Below are 12,186 nucleotides of genomic sequence, written 5' to 3'. Positions count from 1 at the left end.
ATTGAGAATTTACGTTTCTTGAAGCTGATTTACTTAATGGCAGGTAAGCACAATCTCACTGCTTGACGTAAATTGACCCTCTGCGGCAATTACGACCCATAAACAGCAAGTATTGGTGTCGCTCGATAGCTGTAATTTCAGTAGAGCAGCCTGTAGAATATGAGCGTTATCATTACTTATTGACTGAAAAGGGCTTAAAAATGACGTCTGCAACTAAAACTAATAACAGTGGCCCGATATCTTCTCCGATCATTGTCGCGTTGGACTATGCCAATAAAGACGCTGCGTTAGCCTTTGCTGATCGTGTTAATCCGCAAGATTGCCGGTTAAAAGTGGGCAAGGAGATGTTTACCTTATATGGCCCTCAGTTGGTCCGTGATCTGCATGCGCGTGGTTTTGAGGTTTTCCTTGATCTGAAATTTCACGACATTCCCAACACCACCGCTAAGGCGGTGAGTGCGGCAGCTGAGCTTGGGGTGTGGATGGTCAATGTCCACGCCAGTGGTGGTGCACGCATGATGACTGCCGCCAAAGAAGCTTTATTGCCTTATGGGCACCAGGCACCCCTATTGATTGCTGTTACGGTGCTCACCAGCATGGATGGCGAAGATTTACGTGATATCGGTATTAACATCAGCCCGGCAGAACATGCCGAACGGTTAGCGAAACTGACATGGGATTGCGGTTTAGAGGGGGTGGTGTGCTCCGCCCATGAAGCTGTGCGCCTCAAGCAGGTTTGTGGCGCTGATTTTAAACTGGTTACCCCAGGTATTCGCCCGCAGGGCAGTGAGGCCGGTGATCAGCGCCGTATCATGACTCCTGAGCAAGCCGTCTCTGCTGGGGTGGATTATATGGTTATTGGGCGTCCGATCACCCAATCTCCTGACCCAGAAAAAACACTGAGTGAGATTCTGGCATCATTGAGCAAGGTGGCATAATGACGAATTATAATAGCCGTTTGGTGTATTCAACTGACTCGGGGCGTATCAGTGAGCCTGAGCTAAAACCCGCGCGGCCAAAAGGGGATGGTATTGTTCGTATTCAGCGCCAAACCAGTGGTCGTAAAGGAAAGGGCGTGTGCCTGATTACCGGTGTTGATGGCAGTGATGAGGTGCTGGATAAACTGGCAGCAGAATTGAAGAAGAAGTGCGGTTGCGGTGGCTCGATTAAAGACGGCATTATTGAAATTCAAGGAGATAAACGCGATCTTCTTAAGCAACTGCTCGAAGCCAAAGGGATGAAAGTCAAACTGGCGGGTGGCTGAGAATAATTTACAGTTTCATTTATCAGTTTTCCCTAATTAATTGACGTTGCAGGTAGGCAGCAAGCAAACGAATCCCGATGAGCTTACACAGGTAAGTGAGCGTAGCTAACACCCTGCAACGTCAAATCATACCGATAACATTATTTGCTGACTTGGTGCCCGATAACCCCACCAACCGCCGCGCCACCTAATGTCCCCAGCGTACTGCCGGTCAACACCGCACCACCTACAGCACCAGCACCGGCACCGATTGCGGTATTGCGGTCACGTTTGGACATATTAGAACAAGCAGACAGGGACAAGGCCAGTGTTAGCGCCAAGGCGGCAGTGGCAAATCGTTTATTGATTATCATCATCATAATTCTCCTGACGTTGGCTAAGTACGGATAGATCAGGTCATATAGTTTGAATCTATCTATCCTGATGTATCCGTGCAAAATTGAAATTACCTAACTAAGTATAGGCGTTGTAGCAATTTTAGCCGAAGTCTCATTTTGTTAGTGTTTAGAATAAAAATCGTCGTTTAGATTTAAATTCAGAATTAATGCTAAAAACTCGTTTTGTCACCAATAGAAACTAGTATAAATATCCGCGAATCATTTAATAGGTAAATAGTCCTAATTTGATCTGACAAGACGGGGAATTAGGGATTGTCTGAGACTAAAGGCACGATTAACCCATTGTCAGTGCTAAATAAAATATGACGCTCTGCTATGTGTACCTCGCAGACTGTACTTTCCAGCCGATCTGCACGCAGTTTATAGCCATTTATCCCATACCGGTTCTTACCTGTGGCGCTGAAAATGAGAGAAATTCAGTCATTCAGGATACGACGATGCTCAACGAACTGAAGCAACAGGTACTGGCCGCCAATCTGGCGTTACCTCGCCACAATTTGGTCACATTCACTTGGGGCAATGTCAGTGCTGTCGATAGACAACATGGGTTACTGGTGATTAAGCCTTCCGGTGTGGAATATGACGTGATGACACTGGACGATATGGTGGTGGTAGAGCTGGAAACCGGCAAAGTGGTGGAGGGCAGTAAGAAGCCCTCATCGGATACTGATACTCACCGGGTGCTTTATCTTAATTTCCCGCAAATTGGCGGCATCGTTCATACCCATTCACGCCATGCAACCATTTGGGCCCAGGCTGGGCTAGATTTGCCTGCGTGGGGTACCACTCACGCAGATTACTTCTACGGCACCATTCCCTGTACCCGGTTGATGACGCAAGAAGAGATTGCTGGCCGCTATGAATGGGAAACCGGCAATGTCATCGTTGAGACATTCCATCAACGGGGCATTAAACCAGAAGATGTGCCTGCGGTTTTAGTCAATTCACACGGTCCGTTTGCCTGGGGGACCAGTGCGGATAATGCCGTACACAACGCGGTTGTGTTAGAGGAGTTGGCTTATATGGGGATTTTCTCACGCCAATTGAACCCGCAACTTGGTGATATGCAACCGCAACTGTTGGATAAACACTATTTACGCAAACACGGTAAAAATGCCTATTACGGGCAATAATCGCTGTTTGGGCCTCTCGTTGAGAAGGTGACCCGTGTTCAGTCTTGCACGGGTTTCTCCAGCCATAGCACGGAGTCAGTGATATCGAGCATTTTTGCTTCGACCTGTGCAATGGCATCATTGATACCTTGATTGTAATAATGCGCGCCCAGCTCACGACTGATGAATTCCAGTAAAAATTCCGCATCAAAATCTTCCAGCTCAATACTCAGGTTCTGCTCCAGATAATCCTGAATTTTACGTGCCATCCGTTGAGTCTGTTCACGCGTGAAGGTGATGTCCGCCATTATTGCTGTTACTCCGTTATGAATGTTGTTCCTCTTATTCGCTGAGGATATCGACTTGAATGCCTTGTGCCGTTAATTGCTGCTGATAACCTGCGGGCAGGCGGTTATCGGTAATGACCCGGTTGATGGACGATAATGGCATCAGTGAGTTCTGATGCACCTGACCAAATTTTGATGCATCGGCCAGAATGATATTTTCAGCACCTTTGGCTAACACACTATTAATCACATCGGCGCGTAACATATCGCGCCCGGTAAAACCGGTATCTGCCTGATAACCGTCGATACCGATAAACGCCTTGCTGAAATGCACATGGCGCAAACAAAGTTGCGTCAATGGGCCAACCATACTGTCACTTTTTTTCTGATAAATTCCGCCTAGAAGAATCACTTCACAGGAAGACTCTTTCAATTGTCTGGCGATATAACCACTCACCGTCACCAAGGTGATACCAGGGCGTTGTGCCAAATGATGCGCCAACAGGGCGTTGCTACTGCCGCTTTCGATAAATACCGTCTCACCTTCATTGACCAGTGAAGCGGCGTGATTAGCCAATTTTTGCTTCATGGCAAAGTGAGTCATCATGCGAACATCGACATCGTCACTCTCAAGAGCGACGGCTGAACCATGCACTCGTTTGAGCAAACCTCTCGTCTCTAGCTGATTGAGATCCTGACGGATTGTCACCTCAGAGACCTGCGTTTCCTGCGCCAATTCACTGACACTGACTCGTTGCCGGTCGTTTACCAACTGTAAAATTATTTGCTGTCTTGGATTCATGGCATTCCCGATAATAAAGTGTGCTGAAAATTGAACCAGCCAACGTGGTGGTAAAAGTTCGCCGGTTCACAACAACATCATAATGATAAATAATACCTTAAATAGTAGGGATAACACCCTGTGTTACTAAGGGAAAAGTGAGGCAAGCCACAACTCTGTCTTACAACGCTATCATCGCATTTTTTGCAGTATGTAAAATACATTGCTTTTGATTGAAGTTTAATTTGCTTTCGAATGAAGGTATTTTGATAAAGATCACATTATCGATTCATGATTGGTCTATGATTGCGGCTGATGATTGGTGGTAAATCCATTTGCTTAACTGGCTTATTTGTTTAACCAGTCTGGCTGCTTACATAATCCAAACCGGAGGTTCTTATGGAGCTTTATCTTGATACCGCAGATGTAGCTGCAGTAAAACGCCTGGCGCGCGTACTGCCATTACAAGGTGTCACTACCAACCCGACTATTTTGGCCAAAGCGGGCAAGCCTATCTGGGAGGTGTTACCTGCGCTGCGCGATGCTCTGGGCGGTACCGGTAAACTTTTCGCACAAGTGCTGGCCAGTGACAGCGAACTGATGGTGTCTGAGGCAATCATGCTATCAAAGCGCGTCCCCGGTTTGGTTATCAAAATCCCCGCCACCGCAGAAGGATTGGCGGCTATTAAGCAATTGAAAGGGATGTCTATTCCGACATTAGGTACCGCCGTATATGGTGCCGGGCAAGGGCTGCTGTCTGCATTGGCGGGGGCTGAATATGTCGCACCCTATGTTAACCGACTGGATGCACAAGGCGGTGATGGCATTGCGATGGCCCGTGAGTTACAGCAATTGTTAACCTTACATGCACCGGGCGCGAAAGTATTGGCGGCCAGTTTCCGTACGCCACGTCAAGTAGTAGATTGCCTGTTGGCGGGCTGTCAGTCGGTCACCATTCCGGTGGATGTAGCAGAGCAACTTATCAGCGCGCCTGCGGTAAAAGCGGCAGTAGAACAATTTGAACAAGATTGGCAGGGCGCATTTGGCTCGCCAATCTTGAGCTAGTTGGTGGTGCCTGCTGTTCAAACGGAAAATAAAAACGCCCTGTGAAACATCAACAGGGCGTGACAATGTCACTTTATGATTCAGCTTGCTAGTTTAACAAGGGCATTTCCCCAGTTTGCCGGCCTCACTGGGGAAGCGGGCATTCAGACAATAACGGTGGAATTCCCGTTCGGTCATCGGTGTGGTGTCAGGATGATGTCGGCGCATATGATTAACATAATTGCCGTAATCCTGTACTCCCACCATCAGTCGAAAGCTTTGTGCCACGCGGTGTGCGATAAGGCGCAACCAAGCCCGTAGATGAGTCGGGCGGACAGCCACAGGAACCAACGGTACACAACGCGTAATCTGGCGCGGCGTGGTTGCTAACCCTGTTCGGGTACGAAACGGTATACCTGCATTAGCCACGGGCAACCTCCTCACGGAAGACAATTTCAGTCTCATGGGTGGTCGGTTTGCTGGATTTCAGCGCACGACGGACCACAAAGAAAGATGAAATCAGCATGGTCACTGCCACCAGCATAAAGAAGGCACATAAGGCGGCATTGATCTGGTTATTGAACACAATAGTTTCCATGTCTTTAATGCTCTTGGCGGGAGCAATCAGAACGCCTTGCTCAACACCGGCAGAGAATTTCTTCGCTTGAGCCAGGAAACCAATACTCGGTTTTTCATGGAAAATCTTCTGCCAGCCCGCGGTCATTGAGGTAATAAACAGCCAAATTGTTGGCAGGATGGTTACCCAAGCATAGCGTTGCTTCTTCATTTTAAACAGGACGACAGTCCCTAAAATCAGCGCCATCGATGCCAGCATCTGGTTACCGATACCGAACAGTGGCCACAAGGTATTGATCCCCCCTAATGGGTCAACCACACCTTGATAAACAAAGAAGCCCCAGCAGGCGACCGCCACTGTGGTGCCGGACAAGTTACCCAACCATGAGCGGTTATTTGCCAGGCTCGGCACTACGACACCCACCAAATCCTGCACCATAAAGCGACAGGCTCGGGTACCGGCATCCACGGCGGTCAGAATAAACATGGCTTCAAATAGAATGGCAAAGTGATACCAGAAGGCCATCATATTGCGGCTATTAAATATCTCACTGATAATATGCGCCATCCCAACGGCGAAAGTGGGGGCACCACCCGCACGGGATAAAATGGAGTTCTCGCCAACATCTTTGGCAATCATGGCCAGGGTTTCTGGTGTGACTACAAATCCCCAACTGCTAATGGCCAGAGAGGCGCTTTCTACTGTGGTGCCAATCAACGCTGCCGGAGAGTTCATGGCGAAATAGACACCGGGATCGATAACCGAGGCACAAATTAGCGCCATGATGGCGACAAAGGATTCCATCAGCATCGCGCCATAGCCGATAAAGCGGGTGTGACTTTCACGCTCAATCAGTTTTGGTGTAGTGCCACTGGCAACCAAGGCGTGGAAGCCCGAAATAGCCCCGCAAGCGATGGTAATAAACAGGAACGGGAACAGGCTACCGGAGAATACCGGGCCGCTACCATCAATAAAACGTGTGACGGCAGGCATTTTCATTTCAGGCATGGCAAAGACAATACCAACGGCCAAACCAATAATGACGCCGATCTTCAGGAAGGTCGACAGATAGTCCCTTGGCGCCAACAACAACCACACCGGTAGCACTGAGGCGATAAAACCATAGATAACCAGCACCCAGGTCAGGGTGGTGCCGTGTAAGGTAAAGAATGGTCCCCAATAAGGGTGAGCCGCGATATTGCCGCCGTAAATAATTGCGGACATCATCAGTACGAAACCAATTAAGGATACTTCCGCGATTTTCCCCGGGCGGATAAAGCGCATATAAACGCCCATAAACAGTGCTATCGGGATAGTCGCTGCAATGGTGAACAGGCCCCATGGGCTGTCAGCCAAGGCTTTAACCACCACTAATGCTAGCGCGGACAAGATGATAATCATCACCCCCAGCGCGCCCAGCATAGTGATAACCCCGGCAAAAGCGCCCAACTCTTGTTTTGCCATCTCCCCCAGAGAGCGACCATCGCGACGGGTAGAGATAAACAGGATCAAGAAGTCCTGAACTGCACCGGCCATCATTACCCCGACCAAAATCCAGATAGTCCCCGGCAAGAAGCCCATCTGTGCGGCCAGAATTGGCCCAACCAATGGCCCGGCACCGGCAATCGCCGCAAAGTGGTGACCGAATAGTACCCATTTATTGGTCGGGACATAATCCAAGCCGTCATTGCGCCGCTCAGCAGGTGTCAGGCGCCGGTCATCCAACTCAAACACATTCTTGGCAATAAATAGGCTGTAAAAGCGGTAAGCGATGCTGTAACACGCCACTGAGGCGATCACCAACCAGATGGCATTGACATGCTCACCGCGGCTGAGTGCCAGCATAGCAAAGGCAAATGCACCAATTAACGCCACGGTCAGCCATATGACGACAGTCTTGACGTTCTTCATGGGTAACGACTCCTTGTTATGAGGAAAATTTAACAGTTATCAGCATCGGTTTTGGAAAAAAGATACAAACCGTTAGTTAACATAGGAGCTTTAATGTGAAAGAAAAGGTGCGAAAGTGAAAAGTGTGATCAATAAATTATTTTAACGTAATATTCAGTAGTATTTGCTTACATTTTGTGACGCTGACAGCGCTAAACTGGAGGGAATATCAAGTGGGATTGACGGGGGGCAATTGAAAAAGCCGTGGGATGTTGTGTATCACCACGGCTTAATGTGTTTTTTCTAAATATCAAACCACCGGGCGGGCCACCACATTGCGAGTTTCCATGCGAACCTCGGCAATGCGCACTTCGATTTTATCGCTTTGGCTATAAACCGTTTCACCTTTAATTTGCACGGTACCTGTTTCCTGACTGCATACCATCTCATCACGTACTGCATGAATAAACGGTGCAGGGATAAAGGCCACGGCGCCATTATCCAGCAAACGAACACGCAGACCACCACGGGTTACATCAATAATTTCCGCAGGGAAACGGGTATCAGTACCCGCTTGAGGCTGTAGATAACGGGCATACAACCAGTCACCGACATCGCGTTCGGCCATGCGATTCAGACGACGACGCTCAGCCAATTGAATCGTTATCTCGTCTTGTGGTTTCTCCGCTTGCTGGCCGGTAATAATGGCTTTGAGCAGGCGATGATTGACCATATCACCGTATTTACGAATAGGTGAAGTCCAGGTGGCATACGCCTCTAGCCCCAAACCAAAGTGTGGGCCAGGAACGGTACTGATTTCAGCAAAGGTCTGGAAGCGGCGGATACGGCTGTCGAGGAACTGGGTTGGCAATGCATCAAGATGACGGCGCAACTCACAGAAGCCTGGTAGGGTCAGTAGAGCCTGTGGGTCAGCCTCGACACCATTGGCCTGCAACACGGTCGCTGCCTGTTCAACCAATGCCGGATCAAAACCGGTATGTACGTTATAAATGCCAAAGCCCAAATTATCGCGCAAAGCAATAGCAGCGCAGACGTTGGCGGCAATCATGCACTCTTCAACAATACGGTTAGCAATACGGCGGTGCTCAACAATGATATCCAGCACCTCGCCTTTTTCACCCAATTGGAAGCGGTAATCTGGACGGTCTTTAAACACCAGGGCATGTTCTTGACGCCAGTTGCTACGCGCCTCGCACACCCGTTTCAGCAATAGAATTTGCTCGGCAATATCCGCATCCGGTGGCTGCCAACCTGTGTTGCCGTCCAGCCAGTCAGAAACCTCGTCATAAACCAGTTTGGCTTTGGACTCGACCCAGGCGGCAGAGAAACGAATATCATCACTCAGCGCGCCATCAGCGGCGATAGTCACACGGCACACTAATACCGGGCGGCGCTCATTTGGCCGCAAAGAGCAGAGGTTGTCAGACAAGTGGCGTGGCAGCATCGGAATGTTGAAGCCAGGCAGATAGTTAGTAAATGCACGTTTACGGGCGATTAAATCCAACTCACTGTTTTCATCGACATAGGCGGTTGGATCAGCAATGGCAATGGTCAACAACAGGGAACCGTCACCGTTGTCTTCCACATACAGCGCATCATCCATATCTTCGGTGCTGTTGCTGTCGATAGTAACAAAATGGAGCGCCGTCAGGTCTTCGCGTACTAAGGCGCTATCATGTAAGGTAGATTCAACCATAACCGGGGCTTCACGCTCCAGATTATGGCGAGCTAATGTTACCCACCACGGCACGAAATGATCTTCACCATTGGTAATAAATGCCGTCAAATCAGCATTAAAAGCACGATCGCCTTTTAATGGGTGACGGCGCATTTCAGCCACCGCCCAATCACCGTTCTGGAAGTCGTGGGTTAACTCACGGGCTGGACGACATTGGATGGCATCACGCAGCAGCGGGTGGTCAGGCACGATAGACAGACGATCATCTTTTCGTTGGACGCGACCGACAAAGCGGGATAAAAACGGCTCGACCAATGTTTCTGGCTCAGCAATTTCACGATCTTTATCCGTGTGCAAGGTGGCAATAATCCGATCGCCGTGCATGACTTTCTTCATCTGTGGCGGCGGAATAAAATAACTTTTCTGCCCATCTACCTCAAGAAAGCCAAAGCCTTTCTCAGTACCTTTAACCACGCCTTCAACGCGCGGGGTCTGAGTGTGAAGTTGCTGTTTTAGCTGCGCCAGCAGCGGGTTATCTTGAAACATATCGTCCAGTAAATGGTGTAGTGAGTGGGTTTAATCCGGCTGACAGTTTTACGCGAATCAGCCCCATCGGGCAAGCGGCATATCACGTTGGAGGGGAATTCCTTGTTAAAGGTATGGGCATATCCGTTGCCCATGATTGCCAGCCCTGGCAACAGCCAGAGGGCCGGCTTTAGCTAACAAACTCAGGCAATGCGCTGTGACAATGGTGGTTGCCAGCGTCGAATGGTCACTGGCACTGATTTTGACGTTGGGGTGTGGGTTTGATCACCAAAGCTGGATAAGGGCACCAGTGGGTTGGTTTCAGGATAGTATGCGGCGAGATTACCGCGCGGGATATCATAGCTCACTAACTTGAATCCACTGACTTTACGAGTAATCCCATCATTCCATAAGGTTTCTATTTCCACTAGCACGCCATCTTCTAAAGCTAACGCGGCCAAATCTTGTGGATTAATGAACAAAACTTCTCGCTGACCATAGACACCCCGGTAGCGATCGTCGAGACCATAAATGGTGGTGTTATATTGATCATGAGAGCGCAATGTTTGTAACACAAACGGGGCCGCCCCCCCTGCAATCGGCGGGAATAGACTCTCTGGCAGGGGCGCTGCGCAAAATTCAGCTTTACCACTTGGGGTAGCAAAACGCATTTCAGCGGCGGCACTACCCAGATAGAAACCACCGGGTTGATCACAACGCGTGTTGAAATTATCAAAGCCCGGTATGGTGGCGGCAATATGATCACGGATCAGATTGTAGTCAGCGGCCAATGCCAGCCAGTCCAGCTTTGCACCATTAACCTTTTTGTTAGCGAAAACCGGATTGGCGATGCCACAAACAATGGCGGTTTCGGCGTGCTGGGTATCCGCCAGCGGCTTCCCGACACCTTCAGATGCGTGCACCATACTGAAAGAATCTTCTACCGTAATGAATTGTGAACCACTGGCTTGCATATCGCGCTCGGTGCGGCCCAGTGTCGGCAAAATCAAGGCATCAGTGCCGGTTATCAGGTGACTACGATTTAGCTTGGTACTGATATGAACGGTCAATTCGCAACTGCGTAATGCTTGTGCGGTGCGCTCAGTATCCGGTGCCGCCGCCGCCAAATTCCCGCCAAGGGAAATCAGCACTTTTACTTCACCGCGCAACATCGCCTCGAGAGCTTCCACGGTGTTATGACCCGCACTTTGTGGTGGGGTGAAACCAAAATGGTCGGCCAAACGATCCAGCATGGCTTTTGCGGGTTTTTCATCAATGCCCATCGTGCGATTACCTTGCACGTTACTGTGACCACGTACCGGACATAACCCCGCGCCGGGTTTGCCTAACTGACCAAACAACAGTTGGAGATTAGCCAGTTCCCGCACCGTTATCACTGAATGTTTATGCTGAGTGATCCCCATCGCCCAGGTGATGATAATGCGCTCGGCATGTTGATAAATATCAGCGGCATGGCGAATTTGCTCTTCACTCAGGCCCGACTGTTGGGTGATCTGCGCCCAAGAGGTGTTATCAACGGCCGCCAGATACGCCGCTATACCTTGTGTATGTACCGCAATAAAGGCTTGATCAAACAAACCTGATTCCCCTTGCGCCAATTGATAGCGATGGGTTTCCAATAAGGCTTTTACCATGCCGCGCACCGCCGCCATATCACCACCCAAATTAGGTTGAAAATAAGCAGAACTAATAGGGGAGGATTTTGGTGTCAGCATCTCAAGAGGATTTTGCGGATCGGCGAAACGCTCCAAACCGCGTTCACGCAAGGTATTGAAGCTAACAATACGTGCACCGCGATCTTTGGCATGACGAAGGCTGTGTAGCATGCGGGGGTGGTTAGTCCCCGGGTTTTGTCCGAAAACAAAAATAGCATCGGCCAGTTCGAAGTCCTGCATCTGAATGGTACCTTTACCAACGCCGATACTCTGCTTTAATCCGGTACCACTGGCTTCATGGCACATGTTTGAGCAGTCCGGGAAGTTATTGGTCCCCAACATGCGGCCAAATAACTGATAAAGGTAAGAGGCTTCATTGCTGGCACGCCCGGAGGTATACAGCTCCAGCTGATCGGGGTTATCCAATCCATTAATATGCTGAGCGATCAACGCCAAAGCATCTTCCCAACTGATGGGTTGGTAGCGGTCAGTTTGTGGGTTATAACGCATCGGATGGGTGAGTCGCCCCTGGTACTCAAGGAAGTAGTCACTCTGCTGGCGCAATGTGGTCAGACTGTGTTCGGCAAAGAATTGGGGTTCCACCGCTTTGCGGGTTGCTTCCCAACTGACCGCTTTAGCGCCATTTTCGCAAAAACTGAAGGTGCTGTGATTATCGTCGCCCCAGGCACAACCGGGGCAGTCAAAACCTTTTACCTGATTGACCCGCAACAAATTGCGAATATTTTTCAACGCTTGCTTGCTGTCCAGGACAAAGCGGGTGGTTGCTTCGAGAGAACCCCAGCCACCAGCTGCGCCGGTATAGGGTTTTATTGCTGATTTAAATTTCATAATGATACGCCGCAGGTGTCTTTTTTGTTTCAAGCAGGTAACAAAATCATTAACTGTTTGAGTCTGTTTTGTCACAAGTTTAGT

Annotated in this window: 11 protein-coding genes; 4 read left to right on the top strand and 7 right to left on the bottom strand. The window is 49.4% G+C overall.

Going from position 1 to position 12,186, the window contains the following annotated elements:
- Window positions 1–200: 200 nt before the first annotated feature.
- Window positions 201–938: an orotidine-5'-phosphate decarboxylase gene (gene pyrF, locus ACWJJO_RS11690; protein ID WP_083158896.1), complete on the top strand. Its 738-nt coding sequence runs from the start codon at window positions 201–203 to the stop codon at window positions 936–938.
- Window positions 938–1,264: a stress response translation initiation inhibitor YciH gene (yciH, locus tag ACWJJO_RS11685; protein WP_083158895.1), complete on the top strand. Its 327-nt coding sequence runs from the start codon at window positions 938–940 to the stop codon at window positions 1,262–1,264. Before pyrF ends, yciH begins: the two co-directional genes overlap by 1 nt.
- A gap of 140 nt (window positions 1,265–1,404) precedes the next feature.
- Here the strand turns inward: yciH and osmB are convergent, their stop codons facing one another.
- Window positions 1,405–1,620 carry an osmotically-inducible lipoprotein OsmB gene (gene osmB / locus ACWJJO_RS11680; protein ID WP_083158894.1) on the bottom strand — a complete coding sequence of 72 codons (216 nt, stop codon included), beginning with the start codon at window positions 1,618–1,620 and terminating at the stop codon, window positions 1,405–1,407.
- A 479-nt stretch (window positions 1,621–2,099) separates the two neighbouring features.
- Here osmB and araD point away from each other — a divergent pair, with 479 nt between their 5' ends.
- Window positions 2,100–2,795, top strand: coding sequence for an L-ribulose-5-phosphate 4-epimerase (araD, locus tag ACWJJO_RS11675; RefSeq protein WP_083158893.1), 696 nt, complete (start codon window positions 2,100–2,102; stop codon window positions 2,793–2,795).
- 38 nt (window positions 2,796–2,833) lie between these two features.
- Here araD and ACWJJO_RS11670 read toward each other — a convergent pair whose 3' ends face one another.
- Window positions 2,834–3,082, bottom strand: a complete 249-nt coding sequence (locus tag ACWJJO_RS11670) for a DUF2164 domain-containing protein (RefSeq protein ID WP_005191610.1) — start codon at window positions 3,080–3,082, stop codon at window positions 2,834–2,836.
- Window positions 3,083–3,116: 34 nt separating this feature from the next.
- Window positions 3,117–3,863: a DeoR/GlpR family DNA-binding transcription regulator gene (locus ACWJJO_RS11665; protein WP_083158892.1), complete on the bottom strand. Its 747-nt coding sequence runs from the start codon at window positions 3,861–3,863 to the stop codon at window positions 3,117–3,119.
- Between the two features lie 378 nt (window positions 3,864–4,241).
- Between ACWJJO_RS11665 and fsa the strand changes: the two genes are divergently transcribed.
- Window positions 4,242–4,907, top strand: a complete 666-nt coding sequence (fsa, locus tag ACWJJO_RS11660) for a fructose-6-phosphate aldolase (protein ID WP_481091035.1) — start codon at window positions 4,242–4,244, stop codon at window positions 4,905–4,907.
- A gap of 93 nt (window positions 4,908–5,000) precedes the next feature.
- Here the strand turns inward: fsa and ACWJJO_RS11655 are convergent, their stop codons facing one another.
- From ACWJJO_RS11655 to ACWJJO_RS11640, 4 genes are all read right to left on the bottom strand, one after another.
- The gene (locus ACWJJO_RS11655) at window positions 5,001–5,315 is read right to left on the bottom strand and encodes a CstA-like transporter-associated (seleno)protein (RefSeq protein WP_420073496.1); all 315 of its coding nucleotides are present in this window, start codon (window positions 5,313–5,315) and stop codon (window positions 5,001–5,003) included.
- A complete protein-coding gene (locus tag ACWJJO_RS11650) occupies window positions 5,308–7,374 on the bottom strand; it encodes a carbon starvation CstA family protein (protein ID WP_083158889.1) in 2,067 nt (688 codons plus the stop codon). The genes ACWJJO_RS11655 and ACWJJO_RS11650 overlap by 8 nt, the downstream gene beginning before the upstream one ends.
- Window positions 7,375–7,663: 289 nt before the next feature.
- On the bottom strand, window positions 7,664–9,598 hold the full coding sequence (locus ACWJJO_RS11645; RefSeq protein ID WP_372569164.1) for an exoribonuclease II: 1,935 nt from the start codon (window positions 9,596–9,598) through the stop codon (window positions 7,664–7,666).
- A gap of 182 nt (window positions 9,599–9,780) precedes the next feature.
- Complete coding sequence (locus ACWJJO_RS11640) at window positions 9,781–12,102, bottom strand: FdhF/YdeP family oxidoreductase (RefSeq protein WP_481091034.1); 2,322 nt, start codon at window positions 12,100–12,102, stop codon at window positions 9,781–9,783.
- Window positions 12,103–12,186 lie beyond the last annotated feature (84 nt).

This window comes from Yersinia antarctica (genome assembly GCF_056636475.1).
Note: the sequence above shows the minus strand (reverse complement) of the source record. Positions and strands in the feature narration are given on the sequence as shown.